2 protein-coding genes (1 of these 2 only partly in view) are annotated in these 25,886 nt (G+C 73.4%); both read right to left on the reverse strand.

Annotated features, from left to right (window positions below; translation table 11 throughout):
* Window positions 1-18,084, reverse strand: partial view of an SDR family NAD(P)-dependent oxidoreductase gene (locus WMF12_RS21820; RefSeq protein WP_437873440.1) — the 5' portion only. The gene continues 7,893 nt to the left of window position 1, outside the view; the window shows 18,084 of its 25,977 coding nt (coding positions 1-18,084); its start codon is at window positions 18,082-18,084; the stop codon falls past the left edge of the window.
* On the reverse strand, window positions 18,081-25,670 hold the full coding sequence (locus tag WMF12_RS21825; protein ID WP_437873441.1) for an SDR family NAD(P)-dependent oxidoreductase: 7,590 nt from the start codon (window positions 25,668-25,670) through the stop codon (window positions 18,081-18,083). Before WMF12_RS21825 ends, WMF12_RS21820 begins: the two co-directional genes overlap by 4 nt.
* Window positions 25,671-25,886 lie beyond the last annotated feature (216 nt).

A 25,886-nucleotide genomic window follows, 5' to 3' on the forward strand; every position in this document is an offset into this window, starting at 1 on the left:
CTCTTCCGCCGCCCCGGCCTCCCACAAGCAGACCACCCCAGCGACCGACGACATCTCCGCCAGCGCCGTTGCCAGGTCGGAAGGCTCGGTCAGCACGCTGGCTCCCAGCCGCGCCACCAGCGCTGCCGCCGTACCCGACCCGGCTGCGGCCACCACCACCCAGCTCCCGTCGCGCCGCGCCGCGGCCGCGTCGGGCAGCAATGCTTCCCGCCACTCCAGCCGATAGAACACCTCGGCCGGCGCCTGCGTGCTCGCTCGTCGCAAGGTCTGCCGGTCTGCGCGCTGGAATCGCAGCTCGGTCAACTCGGCCACCACGGCGCCGACTGCATCCGCCAGCGTCACGTCGGCCACCCCATCCTGGCCGCCACGGAGCCGCGCATGCACCCAGGCCGCCTCCGCGCCGGGCTGGTGGACGGCATAGGCGCCCACCTCGGACGGCAGCAAGAGCGCCTCTGCTTCGGACGCGAGCATCGCTGCCATCGCCACCCGAGAAGCGGCGTCGAGCAGCACAGGGTGCACACCGTATCCCTCGGCCCGAGCGATCTCGGGCAACACCACCTCGGCGAGCGCCTCGCCTTCGCCGCGCCACAAGGAGCGCAGCCCCTGGAAGGCAGCGCCACAGGCAAGGCCCGCCTCGGCGAGGCTCGAGAAAAGCGCGCCCACCTCCAGCACCTCGACGCACCGGGCCTGCACCCCTGCGAGATCCAGCGCCGCCGGCCGCGCCGGCACGTCCGTCGAATCCACGCTCGCTGTCGCGTGCTGCGTCCAGCCTGCCCCTTCGGCCGGGCTGCTGTACACCGCCGCGCTCACCGCCCCCTCTGCCGTCTCCGAGAGCACCACCTGGACGCGGCGTGCACCCTTGTCCGGCAGCACCAGCGGCGCCTCCAGCACTAGCCCCCTCACGCGAGGAGCTTCCATCGACCCGTGCGCCGCCGCTGCCCTCACAAGCTCCGCCACGGCCACGCCAGGCACCACCACCTGCCCGGCCACACGGTGGTCTCCGAGCCATCGATGCTTGTCCAGCCCCACCACCGCCTCGAACACCGCCCGCGTGCCCGCCACCGCAACCTTCACCCCCAGCAGTGGGTGCCCCGTCGCCTCTCCTGCTCGGGCCTCCACCGCTCCGGCCTGCTCGAGCCAGTACCGCTCACGCTGCCATGGATAGGTCGGCAGCGATACACGCCTCCCTCCGGACGCAAACACTCCGCCCCAGCGCACAGCGCCCCCGGCGGCCCATACCCCGCCCAGCCCCTCCAGCGCGCTCGCGCGCTCTTCGCGGCCAGCGCGCAACGACGCCACAAGCACCGGATGCGCTTCCGACACGATCCCTGGCACAAGACCCAGCAGCGTCGCCTTCGGACCGACCTCAACGAATATCCCGGCTCCCGCCTCGTGCAGCGCCTTCACGCCGTCGGCGAAGCGCACCGCCTCGCGCACGTGACGCACCCAGTACTCCGCGCTCGCTATCTCGGGCCCGGCCACTTCGCCCGTCACGTTCGACACCACGGGACGGTCTGGCGCTCGGTATGCCACCGACTCGGCGACGCTCCTGAACGCGTCCAGCATCGGCTCCATCAGCGGCGAGTGGAACGCGTGCGAGACGGTCAACGCCTTGGTGCGCACCCCGCGCTCCGAGAAGGCAGAGGCGATCTCCCTCACCGCCTCCTCCGCTCCCGCGATCACCACCTGTTCCGGTCCGTTCACCGCCGCTATCGACACCGATGCCGCGTGCGGCCCCACCGCCGCCAGAACTTCCACCTCCGGCGCCGCTATCGACACCATCGCTCCGCCCGACGGCAAGGCCTGCATCAGCCGCCCACGCGCTGCCACCAGCCGCACCGCATCCTCGAGCGTCAACACCCCCGCCACGCACGCGGCCACGAGCTCTCCGATGCTGTGGCCCGCCACAAGCTCCGGCTCCACTCCCCACGAGCGCCACAGCGCACAGAGCGCATATTCCAGCGTGAACAGCGCAGGTTGCGTGTACCCCGTCTGGTCGAGCAGGCCTGCCTCCGCGCTCCCCTTCTCCGACCACATCACCTCGCGCAGCGGGCGCGAAAGCTCCTTATCGAACAGCCCCACGCACCGCTCGAATGCTTCCCGGAACGCAGGCCACGCCTCGTACAGCCCCCGCCCCATCCCAGCTACCTGCGCACCCTGCCCGGTGAACAGGAAGGCCACCTTGCCCCACGACGCCGACATCACACCGCGCGCCGCCCCCGCCGGCGTCTGCCCCTGCACTGCCGCTTCCAGCGCCGAAAGCAGCCCCTCGCGCGAGCTCGCCACCACCGACAGCCGGTGCTCCATCGCGCTGCGCGTCGTCGCCAGGCTGAAGGCCACGTCGCCCAGCCCCTGCTCCGGATGGCTCTCCAGGTGCTCCCGCAGCCGCCCCGCCTGCGCCTCCAGCGCCCCCGCGCTCCTGGCCGACAGCACGAACAGCTCTGCCGACCGCTCCGGCGCCGCCGGCGCGAGTTCCACCGCCGGCGCCTCCTCCAGCACCACATGCGCGTTGGTCCCGCTGATCCCGAACGAGCTCACCCCCGCCCGCCGCGGCGCTCCGTTTCTCGGCCACTCCACCGCCTCCGACGCCACCTTCACCGGCAGCTCCGACCACGGGATGTGCGGGCTCGGCGCCTCGAAGTGCAGGCTCCGCGGGATGCGCCCATGCTCCAGCGCCAGCGCCACCTTCACGATGCCCGCCACGCCCGCCGCTGCCTGGGTGTGTCCCAGGTTGGACTTCACCGACCCGATCACCACCGGGCGGTCCGGCGCACGCCCCTCTCGCAGCACCGCGCCCAGCGCCTGCACCTCGATCGGGTCGCCCAGCGTCGTGCCCGTGCCGTGGCATTCGACGTAGTCCACCTCGGCCGGGCTCACCCTCGCCTGCTGCAATGCTCGGCGGATCACCTCTTGCTGCGACGGCCCGTTGGGCGCCGTCAGCCCGTTGCTGCGCCCGTCCTGGTTGACCGCCGAGCCCCGGATCACCGCTAGCACCCGGTCGCCGTCGCGCTGCGCGTCGCTCAGCCGCTTGAGCACCAGCATGCCGCAGCCTTCGCTCCACCCCACCCCGTCCGCCGCCGCCGCGAAGCTCTTGCACCGCCCATCCGGAGAGAGCCCCCGCAGCCGGCTGAACTCCACGAAGGAAGCCGGCGTGAGCATCAGCGCCACCCCGCCGGCCAGCGCCACCGAGCACTCGCCCTGACGCAACGCCTGGCAGGCCAGGTGCACCGTCACCAGCGACGACGAGCACGCCGTGTCCACCGTCATGCTCGGCCCCTTCAGCCCCATCACGTACGAGATCCGGCCCGACGCAACGCTGGCCGCAGCGCCCGTGCCGACATGGCCGTCGAGCGACTCGAGGCCGCCGCCGAGCGTGGCGTATTCCTGGTACATGTGCCCCACGAACACGCTGGTGTCGCTGCCCATCAGCCGCTCGGGGGAGAGCCCCGCGCGCTCCAGCGCCTCCCAGCTCGTCTCCAGCAGCAGCCGCTGCTGCGGGTCCATCGCCGCCGCCTCCCGCGGCGAGATCCCGAAGAAGCCCGGGTCGAATTGATCGATGTCCGCGAGGAAGCCGCCCAAGCGCGTCATCATCTTGCCCGGCGCGTCCGGGTCCGGGTCGTAGAGCGCGTCGATGTCCCACCGCGCCCGCGGCACCTCGGTGACGGCGTCGATGCCCTCGTCGAGCAGCCGCCAGAACGACTCCGGATCGCTCACCCCACCGGGGAAGCGGCAACCCATGCCCACGATCGCGATCGGCTCGTCGAGCGCGACCTGCGGCTGCGGCGATGCCTTGGCCGGCGTCGCGCTCGGCTCGGTCACGGCAAGGACCTCGTCGAGCAGCCAGCGCGTGAGCGCGTCCACCGTCGGGTAATCGAACGCCAGCGTCGCGGGCAGCGTCGCGCCCACCCGCCGCCCGAGCGCATTGCGCAGCTCCACCGCCATCAGCGAATCGAGCCCGAGCTCCTGCAGCGGACGGTCGTACGGCACCGCGCTCAGCGACAGCACCCGCGCCACCTCGGCCTGCACGGCCGCACGCACCTCCTCCGCGCGGCGCTCTGCGGGCAGCGCCGCAAGCCGCGCTGCCCATGTCCCCCCCTGCGCGCTGGCCGCTGCGCGCGCCGCCGGCGCCCGCACGAGCGCCCGCCACACCGGCGGCACCGCCGCGCCCAGCGCGCGACCCACCGCCGGCAGGTCGAGCTGCACCACCCCGAGATGCGCCTCGGGCCGCGACAGCGCATGCCCGAACAGCGCGACGCCCTCTCCAGCCGTCAGCGCCCTCATCCCCTGCCGCGAAAGGCGCGCCTGCTGCGCTGCACCCAGCCCCGACGCCATGCCCCCTTCGGACCACGCGCCCCACGCAAGGCTCTGCGCCGGCAGTCCCTGCGCGCGACGGTGCGCCGCGAGCGCATCCAGGAAGCTGTTCGCCGCTGCGTAGTTGCTCTGGCCCGATGCGCCCAGCAGCCCTGACAGCGACGAGAAGAGCACGAAGAACTCCAGCTCCTGCCCCTGCGTCAGCTCGTGCACGTTCCACGCGCCAGCCACCTTCGGCGACAGCACCCGTGCGAACCGCTCGGCGCTCTGCTCCGCAATCACCCCGTCGTCGAGCACACCGGCCGCGTGCACCACCCCTCGCAGCGGCAGCTCCGACGGGATCGCTTCGACCACCGCTCTCAGCCCCTCCCGGTCGGCCACGTCCACCGCTGCCACCGTCACACGCGCGCCCAGCGCTTCCAGCTCCGCCACCGCCTCGACCGCGCCGGGCGTCTCCACGCCCCGCCGGCCGGTGAGCACCACGTGCGCAACGCCTTCGCCGGCCAGCCACCGCGCCACGTGCAGCCCCAGCGCTCCAAGGCCGCCGGTCACCAGGACGGTGCATGCAGCGGGAAGCGAGCCCCGCGACTCGGTCGCCGTCGCGGTCGCTCGCGAAAGCCGCGCCACGCGCCGGCCACCGGCCCGCCACGCCACCTGATTTTCCCCGTCGCGCGCGTACAGCTCACGCTCCAGGGCCTCGATGGCTCCGGCGCCAGGCGCGAGGTCGACCAAGGTGCAGCCGAGCTCCGGGTGCTCCTGCATCACGGTCCGACCCAGGCCCCACACCGGTGCCGTGGCGGCCTCCACCGCATCACCCGCCTCGACGGCCACCGCACCGGCCGTCACCCACCACAGGCGCACCGGCGCACGCCCTTGCAGCGCCTGCACCACCGCGAGGCCTTCGATCGCCACACGTTGCGCCGCCGCAGGCACCTCTTCCGCCGCCCCGGCCTCCCACAGGCAGACCACGCCAGCCGACGACACCCCCGCGAGCACCGCCTCGAGGCCGGCGGGCTCGGTCACGACACAACCACCGAGCCGCGTCGCCAGCGCCCCGGCGGTCTTCGAGCCAGGCGCCGCCACCACGACCCAGCTCCCCTCGGACCGTGCCCCAGGGGCGTCCGGCAACGGCGCGTCGGACCAGTCGAGCCGGTACAAGGCTCCGGACAGGGCGGCCGAGTCCGATCGAAGGAACGCCTCCCGCGGCGCGCGGCGGTAGACAAAGCCCTCCACCTCGGCGATCACGCCGCCGTCCTCGGCCACGAGGGCGAAGTCCGAGATACCGGCCGCGTGCGGCCGCGGGGCACCGACGCAGCGGACGTTGCCGACCGGCGAACGCCACCACCGCAGCTGCTCCACGGCGAAAGGCAGCCAGGGCGTGCTGTCCGCCAGCTCGCTCAGCATCGCGAGCATGCTCACGGCGAAGCCGTTGTCCAGCAGGGTCGGGTGCAGCGGCGCCGCGTCGTGGGCGCTCGGGTAGGTCGGCACGAGCGTGGCCAGCGAGACCCCCGCGCCGGCGCGCGCGTCCTGCATCCATCGCCACAGCGGACCCCAGCCAACCTGCAACGCCGACAGCCTGTCGAGCACCGCCGCTCCATCGACGGCACGCGTCGGGCCCCGCTCCAGCCCCTCGAGCCGCGGCAGCGCGGAAGGGGCGAAGTCCGTCGGCTGCACGCGGCCCCGGGCGTGGGTCGTCCAGCGACGCTCCGTCTCCGGGCCTGCCCACGTCGCCAGCTCGAACCGATGGCCGTGCCCATCCGCTTCCGGGGTGAGCACCGCGTGCAGCTCCACCTCCTGGCCTGGCTCCAGCGCGATGGCTCGCAGGAACTCGACGCCGCCCACCTCGATGGCGCGATCAGGCCAGCGCTCGGCAGCGATGCTGAGGATCACCGTGATGTAGAAGGCTCCGGGCACCACCACCTTGCCGAAGACGACGTGGTCTCCCAGGAACGGCTGATGCCCCGGGCCGACCGGGAGCACGTGGTGAAGCACGGCGCCCGGCATTCGCACGCCGACGCCGGCCAGCGGCCAGCGGCCGGAGGTGCCCGCAGGCAACGCGCCACGCGGGCTCGGGTCCACCCAGAGCCGCTCGCGCTGCCAGGGATAGGTGGGCAGATCCACGCGGCGCGCCCCCCGGAAGAACACGCCCTTCCAGTCGGTCGAGCCTCCCCGGACATGCAGGCTCCCCAGCGCCGCAAGGATTGCTTCGGGCTCTGGACGATCGACCCGCAGCGAGGGCACCAGGGTCGCGTCCGTCGCTCCAAGGCAGGCCGGCACGAGCCCCAGCAGCGTCGGCTTCGGCCCCACCTCCACGAACGTGCCCGCCCCGGCCTCGTGCAGCGCCCTCACGCCGTCCGCGAAGCGAACCGCCTCTCGCACGTGGCGCACCCAGTAGCCCGGCGCCGTCACCTCGTCGGTCGCGGGCTTCCCGCTCAGGTTGCTCACGAGCGCCAGCGTCGGCCGCGCATACGTCACAGACTCGGCCACGCGCCCGAACGCCTCCAGCATCGGCTCCATGAGCGGCGAGTGGAACGCGTGCGACACGCGGAGCGGCCTGGTGCGAGCCCCGCGCGCCGCGAGCGCCGCGGCGATCGCGTGGACGGCCTCCTCCGCGCCGGCGAGCACGACCTGCTCCGGCCCATTGACCGCCGCGATCGACACCGCCGCGGCGTGCGGCCCCACCGCGGCCGCCACCTCCGCCTCGGGCGCCGCAATCGACACCATCGCCCCGCCGGACGGCAGCGCTTGCATCAGCCGCCCGCGCGCGGCCACGAGCCGCGCCGCATCATCGAGCGAGAACACCCCCGCCACGCACGCGGCCACGATCTCGCCGACGCTGTGGCCGGCGACCAGCTCCGGCGCCACGCCCCACGACCGCCACAGCGCCCACAGCGCGTACTCGAGCGTGAAAAGCGCCGGCTGCGTGTACGCCGTCTGGTCGAGCAACGCGGCCTCGACGCTCCCCGGCTCGGCCCACATCACGTCGCGCAGCGGCCGATCGAGCTCCCGATCGAACAGCGAGACGCACCTGTCGAACGCCTCGCGGAACGCCGGCCACGCCGCGTGCAACCCCCGGCCCATGCCCGGCGTCTGCGCTCCCTGCCCCGTGAACAGGAAGGCCAGCTTGCCGCGCGAGGCGGCGGCCAGGCCGCGCGCCGCGCCCTGCGGCGTCTGCCCCTGCGCGGCCGCTGCCAGCGCCAGCATCAGCCCCTCGCGCGAGCCCACGGCCACGGCGAGGCGGTGCACCATCGGGCTGCGCGTCGTCGCCAGGCTGAACGCCACGTCCCCGAACCCCAGCTGCGGGTGGCTCTCCAGGTGATCCCGCAGGCGCGCCGCCTGCGCATCCAGCGCCGCCGCGCTCTTCGCCGACAGCACCACGAGCTCCGCCGCGCGCTCCGGCGCGGGCGGCGCGGGCTCGGCCGCCGGCGCCTCCTCCAGTACCACGTGCGCGTTGGTGCCGCCGAGCCCGAACGCGCTCACGCCGGCCCGCCGCGGCCGCTCGCTCCGCGGCCACGGCACCGCCTCGCGAGGCACCGCCACCGGGAGGCTCTCCCAGGGCACGAGCGGGTTGAGCTCCCCGAGCTCCGGCTGGGCCGGGATCTGCTCCTGTCCGAGCGAAAGGAGCACCTTGAGCACGCCGGCCATGCCCGCCGCGGCCTCCAGGTGTCCGAGGTTGGCCTTGGCCGCTCCGATCCAGACCGGTCGATCCGCAGCGCGGCGCTGCCCGTACACCGCTCCCACCGCCTGGACCTCGATCGGGTCGCCGAGCGCCGTCCCCGTGCCGTGGCACTCCACGAGATCGACCTCGCCTGGAGCCACCCCGGCCTGCATCAGCGCCTTGCGCAGCACGGCCTGCTGCGCAGGGCCGTTGGGCACCGTGAGCCCGCTGCTCGGGCCGTCGTGGTTGACCGCTGAGCCGCGGATCACGCCCAGGATGCGGTCGCCGTCGCGCTGCGCGTCACGGAGCCGCTTGAGCACCACCACCGCGCAGCCCTCCGCGCGCGCGAAGCCGTCGGCGGCCGCCGAGAACGTCTTGCACCGCCCCTCGGGCGAGAGCGCACGCAAGCGCGAGAGCGCCACGAAGTTCTCCGCCGAGAGCATCGTGTTGACCCCGCCTACCAGGGCCTGGTCGCACTCGCCGAGGCGCAGGCTCTGGCAGCCCAGGTGCAGCGCCACCAGCGACGACGAGCACGCCGTGTCCACCGCGAGGCTCGGGCCGTGCAAGCCCAGGAAGAACGACAGCCGCCCCGCGGCGATGCTGCTCATGTTGCCGGTGACGCCGTACGTGCTCAGCTCGTCGGCGCGGTCCTGCAGCCGCGCGGCGTACTCGTTGGGCCCCATGCCCACGAACACGCCCGTGGGGCTCTCCCGCAGCGCCGCCGGGTCCTGGCCTGCGTGCTCGAGCGCCTCCCAGCTCACCTCCAGCAGCAGCCGCTGCTGCGGGTCGAGGCTCATCGCCTCCCGGGGCGAGATGCGGAAGAACCCCGCATCGAACGACTCCACCTGGCGCAAGAAGCCGCCCTTGGCCACGTAGGTCCGGCCTTTCGCCTCCGGGTCGGGGTCGTACCAGTCCGCCACCCTCCAGCGGCTGGCCGGGACCTCGGTGGTAGCCACCACGCCCTCGGCCAGCAGCTGCCAGTACGCCGCCAGGTCCTCGGCCCCACCCGGGAAGCGACAGGAGGCTCCCACGATGGCGACGGGCTCGTCCACCTCCGCCGACCGGGCGCTCTGCACCTCGGCCCGCTCCTGCAGATCCAGCACGTCGGTGAGCAAATGCGTGACCAGCCGGTCCACCGAGGGGTGGTCGAAGGCCAGCGTCGCCGACAGGCTCACGCCCAGCTCGCCCTGGAGCTGGTTGCGGATCTGCACCGCCATCAGCGAGTCGAGGCCCTGCTCGTTGAACCCCTGCCCGGCGTCGAGGGCGCTCGGATCCAGGAAGCCGAGCACCCGCGCGACGACCCCGCGGACGAGCTCCTGCAGCGCCGCGCGGGCCTCCGCGACGGACAGGCCACGCCAGTTCCGGCTCGCGGCCGCCGGAGGGGACGACGCGCTGCGGTCCTCCTCCGCGATCAGGGCCGAGAGCAGGTTGCGCCGCCCGCGCGCGGCGTACACCGGCGCGAAGCGCTCCCAGTTCATGCGCGTCACCGTGCGCTGGATCGCGCCGGTCCCCAGCAGGCGCGAGAGCGCCGACAGGGCCGGCGCCGTGGACATGGGCAGGACCCCGATGTCACCCAGGCGAGCCCGAGCCGCCGCATCCCCCATGCCCCCCTCGGCCCACAGGCCCCACGCGATGCTCAACGCGGGCAACGACTGCGCGCGGCGCTGGTGCGCCAGACCGTCGAGGAAGGCATTCGCCGCCGCATAGGCGCCCTGGCCATGGCCCCCCCACACCGCCGCGCCCGACGAAAAGAGCACGAACAGGTCCAGCGGCCGATCCTGCAGCAGCCGGTGCAGCACCCAGCTTCCATCCACCTTGGGCCGCAGCACTGACGAGAGCAGCGCCTCATCGGTCTCCACCAGCGGACGTAGGGCGCCAAGCCCGGCGGCGTGCACGACGCCGCGCAGCGACGGCTCGGCCGAAAGCACCAGCGCGGTCATCGCCTCCGCGTCGGCCACGTCCACCGCCGCCACGGTCACCCGCGCTCCCTGCGCCTCCAGCGCCTCGATGGCCGCGATGCGCGCCCGCACCTCCTCGAGTTGCTCCCCGCCCCACGCCGCCCGGTCGGGCAGACCGTGCCGGCTGGTCAGCACCAGGTGCCGCGCTCCCTGGTCGACCAGCCACCGCGCCACGGCCAGGCCCAGGGCACCCACCCCACCCGTCACCAGGTAGCTCCCCTCTGCGGACAGCGACACCGGCGCCGCTTCCCCCTCCGGCGGAGCGCCCACGAGCCGCGCTGCGTGCCGGCGCCCGCCGCGGAAGGCGAGCTGATCCTCCGTGTCCGGCGCGAGGAGCTCGTCCACGAGGGCTTCGACCTCGCCCGGGCTTCCCTCGGGATCCAGGTCCACGAGCCCGCCCCAGGCCCCGGGGTTCTCGAGCGCCGCCACCCGTCCGAGGCCCCACAGCGCTGCCTGACAGGGAGCTACCTCCCGCTCGCCGCCCAGGGTGCACGCACCGCGGGTCACCACCCACAGCCGCGCCGAGCACGCTCCGGTGCCCAGCGCCTGCATCAACGCGAGCACGGGCGCCGTGGCATGCTGGGTCGCCGCGCCGACGTCGCCTGCCGTCGCGCTGGCCGCCACGACGGCCTCCAGGCCCCACAGGTAGAGCACCCCCTGCCAGTCGTCCTGGCCCGCGACCGCCTTGCCCACCTGCTCGGCCATCGTCGAGATCTCGGCCGGCGCATGGAGCACGGCGCACGAGCCCCCCCGCGACGAGAGCGCCGCCGCGGCGGCCTCTCCGATGCCGTCCCTGTCGGCCAGCACCAGCCAGCGCCCGGCCTCGGCATGCGGCACGCTCGCGGGAGCGCGGGACACCTCGGGCCAGTCCAACCGGTAGAACCAGTCGGCCAGGGCGCCTTCGGCAGCACGCCGGCGGCCGCCGGCAGGCGCGTCGATCCAGTACCTCCCCCGCTGCCACGCGTACGCCGGCAGCGGCACCCGCCGGCCACCTCCTGCGAACAGCCGCTCCCAGGCCACCGGCTGGCCTTGCGTCCACAGCGCGCCCAGCGATGCGAACAGCGCCGCACGCTCGTCCTGTCCCCGCCGCAAGGAGCCCACCGCGACGCCGCCGTGCGACGCCGCGCGCTGGATCTCCTCGACCGCCGGCGCCAGGATCGGATGCGGGCTCATCTCCACGAACAGCGCGTGACCGCCGTCGAGCAGCGCTTGCACCGCCTCGGCGAAGCGCACCGGCTGCCGCAGGTTGTCCGCCCAGTAGCGCGCCACGAGCTCCGGGCCTGTCACCGCCGCGCCCGTCACCGTCGAGCGCATCGGCACCGCCGCCGTCCGTGGGTGGATCCCGGAGAGCTCCGACAGCAGATCCTCGCGCAGCGGGTCCACCTGCGGGCTGTGGCTCGCCACGTCCACCTTCACCCGCCGGCAGAACACCCCCCTCGCTTCGAGCGCGGCCAGCACCTCCGCGAGCGCCGACGGCTCGCCCGCCACCACCGTCGAGCGCAGGCTGTTGCTCACCGCCACGCTCAGCCGGTCCTCGTGGCCGCGCAGCGCCGCCTCGGCCTCGGCCCACGACAGCTCGACCACGGCCATCTCGCCTTGACCGCTGATCCGCCGCAGGACGCGGCTGCGACGGCAGATGATCGCCACCGCATCCTCGAGCGACAGCGCCCCGGCCACGTGCGCTGCCGCCACTTCCCCCATGCTGTGCCCCACCACCGCGTCCGGCTCGACGCCCCACGAGCGCCACAGCGCCGAGAGCGCCACCTCCATCGCGAACAGCGCCGGCTGCACCACGTCGATGCGCCCGAGCTGGGAGTCCTCCTCGCCGGCCGCGAGCTCCGCGAGCAGCGACCAGCCCGCTTCCGCCTGGATGGCCTGGTCGCACGCCGACAGCGCCGCGCGGAACACCGGCTCTTCCTCCAGCAGCCTCTGGCCCATCCCCACCCACTGCGAGCCCTGGCCGGGGAAGACGAACACCACCCGCGCCGCCCCTTGCGTCGAGCAACGACCGCGCGCCGCGCCCGGCGGGGTCTGCTGCTGCGCCGCCAGATCCAGCGCCGCCCGCAGCCCTTCGCGCGACGTCGCCGTCACCGAGAGCCGGTGGTCCATCGCGGCGCGCGTCGCCGCCAGGCTGAACGCCACGTCCCGAAGCGCGAGCTCCGGGTGGCTCTCCACGTGATCGCGCAAGCGCGCCGCCTGCGCGGCGAGCGCCCCCGCGCTCCTCGCCGACAGCACGAAGAGCTCCGCGGAGCGCTCCGGCGCCGCGGGCGCCGGTTCCGCCGCCGGCGCTTCCCCGATCACCACGTGCGCGTTCGTGCCGCTCAGGCCGAACGAGCTCACGCCCGAGAGGCGTGGGCGCGCGCTCCGCGGCCATGCCACCGCCTCGCGCACCACCGCCACCGGCAGCGCATCCCACGGCAGGTGCGGATTGAGCTCGCCCAGCCCCGGCTGGGCCGGGATCTGCTCGCGCCCCAGCGAGAGGACCACCTTGAGCACCCCGGCCAGGCCTGCCGCCGGCTCCAGGTGCCCGAGGTTGGCCTTGACGGCCCCCAGCAAGAGCGGCCGCTCGGCGGGGCGCCCCTGCCCGTACACAGCTCCGAGCGCCTGCACCTCGATGGGATCCCCGAGCGCCGTCCCGGTCCCGTGGCATTCGACGAAGTCGACGTCGGCCGCAGCCACCCCCGCCTGCGCCAGCGCCTTGCGCAGCACCGCCTGCTGCGCTGGGCCGTTCGGCACGGTGAGCCCGCTGCTCGGACCATCGTGGTTGATCGCCGTGCCCCGGACGACCGCCAGGATCCGATCGCCGTCGCGCTGCGCGTCCGAGAGCCGCTTGAGCACCAGCACCGCGCACCCCTCGGCGCGCCCGTAGCCGTCGGCCTCGGCAGAGAACGTCTTGCACCGCCCGTCGGGCGAGAGCGCGCGCATGCGCGAGAGCGCAACGAAGCTCTGCGGCGAAACGAGCACGTTGACGCCGCCGACCAGGGCCCGATCGCACTCGCCGAGGCGCAGGCTCTGGCAGCCGAGGTGGAGCGCCACGAGCGACGACGAGCACGCGGTGTCCACGGCGAAGCTCGGGCCGTGGAGCCCGAGGAAGAACGACAGTCGCCCCGCCGTGAAGCTGAGGGCGTTGCCCGTCGCGCCGTACAGCGCCACCGCCTCGTCGAGGTGATTCTGCAGCCGCTCGGCATACTCGTTGGCGCCCATGCCCACGAAGACACCCGTGGCGCTCTCGCGCAGCGTCGTCGGGTCCTGGCCCGCGTGCTCGAGCGCCTCCCAGCTCACCTCCAGCAGCAGCCGCTGCTGCGGGTCGAGGCTCGTCGCCTCCCGGGGCGACATGCGGAAGAAGGCCGGATCGAACGTGTCCACCTCGCGCAAGAAGCCGCCCTTGGTCACGTAGGTGCGGCCCGGTGCGTCCGGGTCGGGGTCGTACCAGGCTGAAGGCTCCCACCGATCGGCCGGCACCTCCGTGGTCGCGATTTCCTCGCTGGCCAGCAGCTGCCAGAAGGCGTCCAGACCGTCGATCCCGCCAGGAAGGCGGCAGGCAGCGCCGATGATGGCGATCGGCTCGTCCGCCGCGACCAGCCGGGCCGCCTGCGCTTCGACGACCCGGTCCTCCAGATCCAGCACGTCCGCGAGCAGGTGCGAGACCAGCCGCTCGACCGTCGGATGGTCGAAGGCCACCGTGGCCGACAGCGGCACGCCCAGCTCGCCTTGCAGGCGCTTGCGGATCTGGACGGCCATCAGCGAGTCGAGCCCTTGCTCGGCAAAGCCCCGCCTCACGTCGAGCGCGGCCGGGCTCGCGAAGCCCAGCACCCCGGAGACGGTCCAGCCGACGAGCTCGATCAGCGCCGTGCGCGCCTCTGCGACCGACAGACCGCGCCAGCTCCGCGGAGCCTGTGGGGGTGCGGCTTCCGGAGCGCCGCGCAGCCGCTCCAGGAAGCGGCCGCGGCTCGTGACCGGCGAGTCGGCTGCCACGGCCTTCCGATCCAGCCGTGCGACGATACGCTGCGTCGCCCCCGTGCTCATCAGCCGCTCCATGGCCGACAGCGCCTGTGCGCCCTCCATGGCCAGCACGCCCGCAGCCTCCTGTCCCAGGCGCTGCGCCTGCGTGCCCATTCCTCCTTCCGCCCACAGCCCCCAGCCGATGCTCAACGCGGGCAGACCTCGGCCCCGGCGCACCACCGCGAGGGCGTCGAGAAACGAGTTGGCTGCTGCATAAGCCCCCTGGCCGACGGAGCCTGCGACGGCCGCGAGCGAGGAGAAGAGGACGAACAGGTCGAGCGGCCGCTCGCGCGTGAGCGTGTGCAAGAGCCACGCGCCATCCACCTTGGAACGCAGCACCCGGGCGAGCTGGGCGTGGTCCTGGTGCGCCAGCAGCCTGTCGTCGAGCAGCCCAGCGGCATGCACCACGCCGCGCAAGGGCGGCTCGATCGAGGTCACGAGGGCCGTCATCGCCGCGGCGTCGGCCACGTCCACCGCCGCCGCCGTGACCCGCGCGCCCTGCGCCTCGAGCTTCGCTATCGCTTCCGCTGCGCCGGGCGTCTCCAGGCCACGCCGGCCGGTCAGCACGAGGTGCTGCGCGCCTCGTTCCACGAGCCACTGCGCCACCTGCAATCCGAGCGCTCCCAGACCGCCCGTCACGAGGTAGCTGCCCTGCTCCGACAGCACCACCGGGGCCGACGGCCCCTCCGGCGTCGCGCTCGACAGCCGCGCGGCGTGGCGGCGCCCCTGCCGAAACGCGAGCTGATCCTCGGCATCCGGCCAGAGCAGCTCGGTCACCAGGGCATCGATCTCGTTCGCCCCGCCCTCTGGATCCAGGTCAATGAGGCCCCCCCAGGCCCCTGGGTGCTCGATCGCTGCCACCCGGCCCATCCCCCACAGCGCTGCCTGGCACGGAGCCACCGTGGGCTCTCCGCCCACGCCGCAGGCGCCTCGGGTGACCATCCAGAGCCGCGGCGGGCGAGTCCCCGTGCCGAGCGTTCGCACCAGCGTCAGCACCGCGGCCGTGGCCTTGTGCGTCGCGTCGCCCACCTCGCCGGCCGAGGCGGCATCATCGATCACCGCATCCAGGCCTCCCAGGTAGACCACCCCTTGCCAATCGCGCGGATCCGCGACGGCCTCGGCGATGACGGAAGACTCGGCCGTGCGCAAAAGGGTGCACGAATGCCCGCGCGACGAGAGCGCCGCCGCGAGCGCTTCGCCAACCCCGCCCGCGTCCGCCAGCACGAGCCAGCGCCCTGAGCCCGCATCGCGCGCGTCCGCGCCGGTCCTGGGCACCTCGGGCCAGTCCACACCATAGAACCAGTCCTCCGTAGGGTCTCCGGAGGGCAGGCGACGGACATCGGGTCTGGCGTCGACCCAGTACCGCTGCCGCTGCCATGCATAGGTCGGCAGCGACACGCGGCGGCCGCCGGCGGGAAAGACGCCCTTCCAGTCCACGGCGCCCCCGGCCACCCAGAGCCCGCCGAGCGCTTCGAGTGCGCTCGCAGGCTCGTCACGCCCGGCGCGCAGCGAGGCGAGCAGCACCGGCTCGGCGTCCGGCAAGCAGGCCGGCACGAGGCCGAGCAGCGTCGATCGCGGGCCGATCTCGATGAAGGTGCCCGCGCCCGCAGCGTGCAGCGCTCTCACGCCGTCGGCGAAGCGCACCGCCTTGCGCACGTGCTCGACCCAGTAGCGAGCCGTGGCCAGCTCTTTGCCGGCGACGGCGCCGCTCACGTTGCTGATGATGGGCATCGCCGGCGCCCGGTAGGCGATCGACTCGGCCACCTGCTGGAACGCGGCCAGCATCGGATCCATCAGGGGCGAGTGGAAGGCGTGCGAGACCGTGAGGGCCTTGGTGCGCACCCCGCGCGCCGCGAACGACGCTGCGATGAGCTGGACGGCCTCCGCGTCACCGGCGATCACCACCTGCCTGGGCCCATTGACGGCCGCGATCGACACCCGCGTCGTACGCGGCGCGGCGACCTCATTTGCCACGTTCGACCCAACGATCCCGCGAGGTTGCGAGGCAAAGAAGGCCACCTCCTGCGGCGCCATGGCCGCGGCGACCTCCTCCTCGGCGGCGGCAATGGAGATCATCGCCCCGCCAGGCGGCAGCGCCTGCATGAGCCGGCCGCGGGCCGATACCAGACGCACTGCGTCCTCCAGCGAGAAGACGCCGGCGACCCACGCAGCGACGATCTCGCCGATGCTGTGGCCGAAGACGATCTCGGGCTCGACGCCCCACGAGCGCCACAGCGCCGCGAGCGCGACCTCCATCGCGAACAGCGCCGGCTGCGTGAACGCCGTCTGATCGAGCAACGCGGCCTCCGCGCTGCCTGGCTCGGCCCACATCACGTCGCGCAAGGGGCGCTCGAGCTCCCGGTCGACCAGCGCGGCGCACCCGTCGAACGCGTCGCGGAACGCGGGCCATGCCTCGTACAGCCCGCGGCCCATGCCTGGCACCTGCGCGCCCTGCCCCGTGAACAGGAAGGCCAGCTTGCCGCGCCGGACCCCGGCCCTGCCGCGCACGGCGGACGGCGGGATGTGCCCCTTTGCGGCCGCCTCGAGCGCTTCCTGCAATGCCGTCCGCGAGGTCGCCGCCACGGCGAGCCGATGCTCCAGCGGGCTGCGCGTCGTCGCGAGGCTGAAGGCCACGTCCCCGAGCCCGAGCTCCGGGTGCGCTCCCAGGTGCGCAGAGAGCCGCGCGGCCTGCGCTTCGAGCGCCGCATCGCTCCTCGCCGAGAGCACCAGGAGCTCTGCCGCCCGCTCCTCTGCAGCGGGCAGCGGCTCGGCCGCCGGCGCCTCCTCGAGCACCACGTGCGCGTTCGTGCCGCTCATCCCGAACGAGCTCACCCCCGCGAGACGCGGGCGCTCGCCCCGCGGCCATGGCACCGGCTCCGTCGCCAGGGCGAGCGCGGTCCCCTCGAGCTCGATGTGCGCGTTGAGCGTGCGGAAGTGGAGATTTCGGGGGATGCGCTCGTGCCGGAGCGCCAGCGCAGCCTTGATCACGCCCGCCACGCCGGCGGCGCCCTCGAGGTGCCCCACGTTCGTCTTCAGCGCCCCCAGCACGCACGGCGCACCGTGGGGCCGCGGCGTCCCCAGGACCGTGCGGAGCGCCTCGACCTCGATCGGGTCGCCCAGCACCGTCCCCGTCCCGTGGGTCTCGACATACCCGATCGCCCCTGCGTCGGCGCGGGCGCTCTCGAGCGCCTGGCGCAGCAGCGCCTCTTGCGCCAGCACATTGGGAGCGGTCAGCCCCGCCGATCGACCGTCCTGATTGACCGCCGAGCCGCGTAACAGCGCCCAGATCCGGTCTCCATCCCGCTGCGCGTCCGAGAGCCGCTTGAGCACCAGCATGCCGCAGCCCTCGCCCCGGACGAATCCGTTGGCCGAGGCGTCGAAGGTCTTGCAACGCCCGTCGGGCGACAGCGCCTGGGTGCGCGCCCAGGCCTCCATGGCGACCGGAGAGAGGAGCAGGCTCACCCCACCTGCCAACGCCCGGTCGCATTCCTGGGCGCGCAGGCTGAGGCAGGCGAGGTGAGTCGCCACGAGAGACGCCGAGCAAGCCGTGTCGACCGTGAGACAAGGCCCTTGCAGCCCGAGCGTGTACGAGAGCCGGCCGGCGGCGACGCTGAGCATGTTGCCGATCGTGCCGTAGGCATCCAGCTCGCTTTGCGGCTGGTTCTCGACGAGATGAAGGTAGTCGGTCGACCAGGCGCCGAGGAACACCCCGGTCCGGCTCCCCTCCAGCGACCGGACCGGGATCCGTGCGTCCTCGAGCGCCTCCCAGGCGATCTCCAGGAGCAGGCGGTGCTGCGGGTCGAGCGAGCGCGCCTCCCGCGGCGCAATGCCGAAGAACTCAGCGTCGAAGCAGTCCACCGCCTGCGTGAGCAGCCCGGCCCAGCGCGGCGCGTGCTCGGCGGGGCGGGCGCCGACCAGCGCCCAGCGCGCGTCGAGCGGCTGAACCGCGTCCCGGCCCTCGTCGAGCAGCGCCCAGAAGGCCGCGGGGCTGTCGGCTCCGCCAGGGAAGCGGCATCCGATTCCCACGATGGCGATCGGCTCGAACCGAGCCCGCTCCGCCGGCTCGAGGGTCAGGAGCTTCTCCTGCAGCCGTCGAATGACGACGGCGGCCTTGTTCAAACGATCCTGCTGGGCGTTGGGGCCTGCGCCGCTCATGTGAGTTGCTCGAATGCGTCGTCAATCAGCCGCTCCGACTCGTCCTGCGACATGCCTTCGAGCTGCATGACCGAATCGACGTCGAGCTGCGGCGGCTTCACGGGGACCGTCTCGCGAGGTCCGCCGGCCAGGTGCACGCTGAGCGCGGCGACCGTTGGATACTTCCAGAGCTGCGCGGCCGGCAGGGTCACACCGAATACCGCCTCGATGCGATTGCGCAGCTCGAGCCCCATCAACGAGTCCATGCCCAGGGTGGTGAGCGGGGCCTCCACGTCGAGCCTGTCCTCGGGGATCCGCAGCACCTGCGAGACCTCGGCGCGGATGACCCCCTGCGCGAGGGCCGCGCGCGCTCCGGGCTCGGCCGCGGCGAGCCGCGCGAGGAGCTGCCGGTCGCCGGCGGGCCGCCCGCCCTCGGCGCGCTGCGCCGCCATGAGCCGTGACAGCCTCGGCGAGGACGCCGCCGAGAGGTTGAACGCCACCCACTGGCGCAGGTTGAGCGGCGCCACGCCCACCTGGGTGCGATCGCTCTCGAGCAGGCGCGAGAGCGCCGACAGACCCTCGTCGGGGGTGAGGCTCCTCATCCCGCGGGCGGCGAGCCGCGCGCCGCGATTGCCCTGGGCGGCTGCCAGACCCACCTCCGCGAACGCGCCCCAGTCGACGCTGAGCGCCGGCAGCCCTTCGGCCTTTCGGTGGTGCGAGAGCGCGTCCAGAAACGTATTCGCTGCCGCATAGTTGCCCTGCCCCGGCGAGCCGAGGAGCCCCGCCACCGACGCGTACAGCACGAAGAAGGAGAGCGGCGCCTCGCGGGTCAGCTCGTGAAGGTGCAACGCGCCCAGGACCTTGGGCGCCATGACTTTTTGAAAGCGCGCCGCGCTCTGCTGCGAGATCAGCCCGTCATCGAGGAGACCCGCGGCGTGAATCACCCCGCGCAGCGGCATCTCGGGGGTCGTCGTCCGGGCGAGGAGCCGCTCGAGCTCCGCGCGGTCGGCGACATCCACCTTCGCCACCGTCACGCGCGCGCCCTGCGCCTCGAGCGCCGCGACGGCCGCCTGCTGCTCCGCGCTGGCCGCACCGGAGCGGCCTATCAGCACCAGATGGCCGGCTCCCTGTCTGGCCAGCCACCCTGCGACGCTCAGCCCGAGCCCCCCGAGCCCGCCGGTCACCAGGTAGGTGCCGTCGCGGCGGACCGAGGCACGCGGCGCGACGGGCACGCGGATCTCCACGTTCGGGTCGTCCAGCGTGAGCACGAGCTTTCCGATGTGCTGCGCCTGCGCCATCTTCTGGAGCGCGTCGCCGGCGCGCGAGATGGGCAAGGTCTCCGCCGGCAGCGGCGCGAGCACGCCCTCCGCGAGCAGATCCACCATCTCGCGCAGGAGCGCGCCGAAGCGCGCTGGATGCTGCGCCGAGCGGCCCGCGAGATCGACGGCGCTGCAGGCGAGCGGCAGCGCGGCCGCCTGCGCCGCGGTCAAAGCGGCCGGCCGGAGCACCACCATCCGGGCATCGAGGGTGACGTGGGCGCCGAGGCTCGACGGCGACACGGCGACCACCTCCTGGCCCACCTGCAAGCCCTCGACGCCTTCGCCCAGGGCGACGATGCGGCCGGCGCATTCGCCCCCCAGCGCGACCGGACCGCCCCCCAGCCCGGGGTGATTCCTCATGGCCTTCGTGACATCGAGGAAGGCGAGCCCCGCGGCTTGAACGGCGATCTCGACCTCGCCCGGACGCGGCGCGCGCCGCTCGGCGACGCGCAGCACCAGCCGCTCGGGCGCCCCGGGCTCGTCGATTTCCAGCCGGAAGGAACGACCCTGCGCAGGCTCGATCTTGTCGCGGCCACGGTGCTCGAGGGCCAGATGGCCAAGTCGAGCGACGCGCCGCTCCTCGCCCCGCAAGGCGATCTCCTCCTCCGCGTCGTCGGCCAGCAGCTCGGCCCGCAATGCGATCGCCTCGCCCTGCGGGCAGGCCGGATCGAGGTCGACGCGGGCGCAGCGCAGCTCGGCGTGCTCCAGCGCGATGACGCGTCCCAGCCCCACGAGCGGCGCCTGCGCCAGGGACACCTTGCCCTGGCCGAGCGCCTGGGCGCCGCGGGTTACGATCCACAACCGCGGCGCGTCGCGATAGCCCATGCCGGCCAGGGCCTGCACCGTGCACAGCACGCTCTCATAACCGCGCACGAGCGCCGCCTCGATCGCCCCGTTGACTCCGTTCCCCTCGAGGCTGCCGAGGTGTACTACCCCCGTCGGGGGCTGGCCGCCGAACGCCTTGGCGAGCGACTTGCGCACGCCTTCGACGCTCGGGGCATCGACGGCGGCCATCTCGACGGCATGGCCGGCCTCCTGGAGCGCTTCGCGCAATGCGGCGCCGAGCCCTCCGCCCGCGCCGAGCAGCAGCCAGCGGCCCGACGTGAGCCTGGGCGCGGGGACGTCCGAGCGCTCCCAGTCGAGCTCCAGCATCCCATCGTGCTCGTCGCGCCGGTCGCCGCTCACCAGCTGCTGCACCACGAGCCCCACGATCTCGGCGACCAGCTCCCCTTGACCGTTCACGACGCGCAGATCGGCGCGCCGCCGCTGGGGAGCCTCCTGCCCTCGATGCCCGACGAGCGCATGGCACCAGAGCTCCCCCGAAGGCGGCCGAAGCAAGCGCAAACGGCCGACCTCCACCGGCACCCACGGAGTCGACTCGCGGCCGTCGACAAGGCGGCTCACCATCACCTGAAAGCAGGCGTCGAGCAGCGCAGGGTGCAGCCGGTAGGCCGCCGCACCGCCGGCTGCCTCGGTCAGCCGCACCCGCCCCAAGACTTCGTCGTCGCCCAGCCACAGCTCGGTCATCCCCTGGAAGGCCGGCCCGTACTCGAGCCCCGCCGCCGCCAGCGCTGCATACAGGGTCGCCGGCGGCACGCTCGCCCCGAGCCGGGCGCGCAGCCCGGCCAGATCGAGCGTGCCCGGCGCCTCTTCGTGCTCCGCCTGCTGCACCGTCCCGCGGGTGTGCACGGTCCAGACGGCGCGGCCGCCCGGCGCACGACTCGCGATCTGCAAGCGCAGGCACCCCGGCCGCTCCTCGGTCGTCACCACCTGCACGGGCGTCGCCGCCTCGGAGGTGAAGGCCAGCGCCTGGACGAACGCCACGTCCGCGAGCTCGAGCGGTCCATCGCCCAGCGCCTCGGTCCCGCAGGAGAGCGCCATCTCCAGGTACGCCGCCCCGGGCAGCACCACGGCCGCCTGGACGCGATGGTCGCCGAGCCAGGGCAGCCTCCCGAGATCCAGGGACGAATCCCAGAGGCGCATGCCCACCTGGGTCGACACAGTCTGCGCTCGGCCGACGAGCGGGTGGCCACCCGCGTGATCGCGGCCGGGCACGGCCGCCTCGCCGAGGGTCGGCGCGTCGGGCCAGTACCGCTCCCGCTGCCAGGGATAGGTCGGCAGCGGCACACGGCGGCCGCCGGCGCGATAAAATCGCTCCCAGGCGACGGGATGCCCCTGTACCCACAGCGCGCCCAGGGCCTCGAGCAGCTCGGGGCGCTCCTCCTGCCCGCGCCGCAACGATCCCACCGAGACCCCAGGAAGCGCCGCCGCCCGGCGGATCTCCTCCACCGCCGGCACCAGCAGCGGGTGCGGGCTCATCTCCACGAACAGCCCGTGCCCGTCGTGCAGCAGGCCGTGCACCGCCTGGGCAAAGCGCACGGGCTGCCGCAGGTTGTCGGCCCAGTAACTGGCCACGAGCTCGGGGCCCGCGACCGTCGCGCCCGTCACCGTCGAGCGCATGATCATGGCCGCTGTCCGAGGCTTCAGCTCGCTCAGCGCCGCGACGAGCTCCTCGCGTAGCGCGTCGACCTGCGGGCTGTGGCTCGCTACGTCCACCCTCACCCGCCGGCAGAACACCCCCTTCGCCTCGAGCGTGGAGAGCACCTCCCCGAGCGCCGCCGGCTCCCCCGAGAGCACCGTCGAGCGGGGTCCATTGCTCACCGCCACGCTCAGCCGATCCTCGTAGCCCCCGAGCGCCGCCTCGGCATCGGCGAGCGACAGCTCGACCACGGCCATCTCGCCCTGGCCGCTGATACGCCGCAGCAGGCGGCTGCGCCGGCAGATGATCGCCACCGCGTCCTCGAGCGACAGGGCGCCGGCCACGTGGGCTGCCGCGACCTCGCCCATGCTATGGCCCACCACGGCGTGCGGCTCGACGCCCCACGATCGCCACAGGGCCGCGAGCGCCACCCCCATCGCGAACAGCGCCGGCTGGACCACATCGATGCGGTCGAGCTGCGAGGCGAGCTCGTCGGCGCCGAGCTCGGCAAGCAGCGACCAGCCCGCTTCGGCTTGAATGGCGCGATCGCAGGCGGTGAGCGCCGCGTGGAAGACCGGCTCCTCGGTCAGGAGCTTCCGGCCCATCCCCAGCCATTGCGAGCCCTGGCCCGGAAAAACGAAGACCACCTTCGGCAGCGAGCCTTTCGCCACGCGGCCTCGCACGGCGCCCGGCGCGATGCGTCCCCGCGCCGCGACATCGAGCGCCGCCCTCGACGCTTCGCGCGAGGCCGCGGTGATGGCGAGCCGATGCTCGAGCGGGCTGCGTGTCGCCGCCAGGCTGAAGGCCACATCCCCGAGCGAGAGCTCCGAGTGGCTCGCGAGGTGCGCCGAGAGCTGCGCCGCCTGCGCGTCGAGCGCCGCCGCCGACTGCGCCGAGAGAACGATCAGCTGCGCTGTCGCGTCTCCGGTCGGCTCCGTGCCCGAGAGGTCCATCCGAACCGGCACCCCGGCCGCCAGCAGCCTGCTGGAGGCGTCGAGCAGCGCCCTGCGCTCCCGCTCGTCGCGTCGCGCCGAGGCGACCACCGCTCCCCGGTGCCCATCGTGGGCCAAGCATTGCTCCGCGGCCTGCGCGAGCACGGCGTGCGGGTCGACCTCGATGAAGACCTTCACCCCCTCCGCGGCGAGCCTTCGCACGGTGGGCGCGAACAGCACTGGCTCGCGCAGGTTGCGAGCCCAGTAAGCGGCGTCGAGCTCCCCTCCATCGAGCGGCGCCGCCAGCACCGTGGAGTAGAACGCAACGCGCCCTGGCCGAGGCGCGACGCTCGCGAGCAACCGCCGCAGCTCCGGCAGCAACGGGTCGATCTGCGGGCTGTGGGAAGCGTAGTCCACGCGCACGGGCCGGCAGAACACGCCCCGCTCCTGCAGCACGCCCAGGAGCTCGTGCAGCGCTGCGTCATCGCCCGCGACCACCGTGGTCTCGGATCCGCTGCTCACCGCCACCACCAGCCGCCCGCCGTACGGCGACAGCGCCTCGGCCGCGGCCTCGAGCGACAGCCCCACCACCGCCATCCCGCCCTTGCCCGCCGCGCTCGCGACCAGCTGGCTGCGCTGGCAGATGATCCGCGCGGCGTCGTCCAGGCTCAGCGCCCCGGCCACGCAGGCGGCGGCCACTTCTCCCATGCTCTGGCCGACGACCGCGTCGGGCTCGACGCCCCGGGCACGCCAGACCGCCGAGAGCGCCAGTTGCATCGCGAAGATGGCCGGTTGCACGAAGGCCGTCTCGTCGAAGAGCGCTGCATCGCCGTGCCTCAGCCGCTCCAGCAGCGACCACGACACGTGCGGCCGGAAGGCCTCGTCACACTGAGCGAGCACCGCCCGCGCTGCCGGCTCCTCCTCGAGCAGCGCCCGCCCCATCCCCTGCCATTGCGATCCCTGCCCCCCGAAGATGAACGCCACTCGCGGCCGCTGCGCTTCCGCCTGCCCCACCGAGGCGCCCGGAGCGGCATGCCCGTCCGCGAGCGCGGCGAGGTGCCCTGACAGCTCCTCCCGCGATCGCACCACCACTGCGAGCCGCCACGCTGCGAGCTCCGTCGCTGCCGCCTCCTTGCACACCGCCTCGAACGAGCGCTCGTCCGCCGCGCGCAGCGTCTCCGCCATCCGCCGCGCCCGCGCCCGCAGGTCCCCCTCGCTGTCTGCCGAAAGCACGAAGAGCTGCGGCTCCTCCAGGGACGTCGCCTCGAGCACGACATGGCAGTTCGTGCCCCCGAAGCCGAACGAGCTCACGCCCGCCAGGAGCCGCCCCGCCTCGCCCTCCCAGGGTTCGAGCGCCGCTTGCACCCTCAATCGCAGCGCCTCGAAGGGGATGTGCGGGTTCGGCCGCTCGAAATGCAGGCTTGGCGGCAGCGTTCTGTGACGCATCGAGAGCGCCACCTTGATGAGCCCGGCGATCCCCGCCGCCGCTTCCAGGTGGCCGATGTTGGTCTTCACCGAGCCGATTCGCAGCGCGCGCTCCGCCGGGCGACCTCTCCCCAGCACGACCCCGAGCGCGCCCGCCTCGATGGGATCGCCGAGCAGGGTGCCCGTGCCGTGGGCCTCCACGTAATGCACCTCGTCGGGCGCCACGCCTGCCGAGGCGCACGCGCCGCGCAGCACGGCCTCCTGCGCGCGGGGGTTCGGCGCGGTCAGCCCGTTGCTGAATCCGTCATTGTTCACCGCGCTGCCGCGAATCACACAGCAGATCCGGTCTCCATCCGCCAGCGCGTCCGACAGGCGCTTCAGGACCACGACCCCGCCGCCCTCGCCCCGCACATACCCGTTGGCTCGGGCATCGAAGGCCTTCGAACGACCGTCCGGCGCCATGGCGCCGAACTTGCTCATTGCGATGGTGCTCTCCGGCGCGAGCAGCAGGTTGACGCCGCCGGCCAGCGCGAGGCGCGACTCGCCCTGCAAGAGGCTCTGGCGCGCGAGGTGCACCGCCATGAGCGACGACGAGCACGCCGTGTTCACCACGAGGCTCGGTCCGGACAGCCCGAGCGTGTACGAGACGCGGGCCGGCACGATGCTCAGATCCTGCCCCGTGGCCGTGTGCTGGACGATCTCCTTCGGATCGCGCGACGCGAGCCGGCTGTAATCCATCCACATCGCGCCGAAGAACACACCGGTGGCGGTGTCCTTCAGGCTCGCCGGCCCGATGGCGGCGTCTTCGAGCGCCTCCCAGGACAGCTCCAGCATGAGACGCTGCTGCGGGTCCATCTGGACGGCTTCCCGCGGAGAGACGGCGAAGAACGGCGCGTCGAAGCCATCGATCCGATCGAGGAAGCCACCCCACCGGGTGCTCATCTTCCCAGGAGCGGCGGGGTCCTCGGCGAAGAGGGCCTCGAGATTCCACCGGTCCGGGGGGACCTCGGAAATGGCGTCGACCCCGTCCCGCAGGAGCCTCCAGTACGCCTCGGGGGAGCTCGCTCCACCGGGGAACCGGCAGGCCATCCCGATGATGGCAATGGGCTCGTCGACCGCCCGCCGGTCCGGCAGCGCCCCCTTCCGCAGCTCGCCCGCCTCTCCGCTCAGGTAGCGCGCGAGCGCCTCGATGGTGGGATACTCCCAGACGAGCGTTGGCGGGAGCGGGCGCCCGAGCCTGCCGGCCAAGTCCGCGAGCAGCCCCGACGCCGCCATCGAGTCGATGCCATAACGACTAAATCGCTCGCGAACGTCGATCGCCAGGCGATCGACGCTGCGCTGCTCTGCGATGCGGGAGACGATCCATTCTGCGATCGCCCCGCTGCCCGCAGGCAACGACGTTGTTTCAGTGGTCACGAGGGTTGCGCCGACACTATCGATCGTATCGCTCATAAATACAGACATGGGACGCCGTCCACGATGGCGCCGCGGAGGCGACTCTGCCTCACGGGCCCGTCGTCACTCGCTCGTTACGATCCGGCGACCACGCAGGGGTGCCCGCGCCGGTCTAAAATTCGATCCATCGCACCCGAGCTCTTGCGTGACCCCAAACGCACGGCATTCAAAAGCTATTCCGCCTACAAGCAGCACCATTCCCATAAATACGCG

Origin of the sequence: Sorangium sp. So ce363 (genome assembly GCF_051520435.1) — a bacterium.
In the GTDB taxonomy this organism is placed as follows: Bacteria; Myxococcota_A; Polyangia; order Polyangiales; family Polyangiaceae; genus Sorangium; species Sorangium cellulosum_B.

Coding starts and splice junctions, on each gene's coding strand:
- WMF12_RS21825 (WP_437873441.1), bottom strand. CDS start 25,670: ATGAGCGATACGATCGATAGTGTCGGCGCAACCCTCGTGACCACTGAA.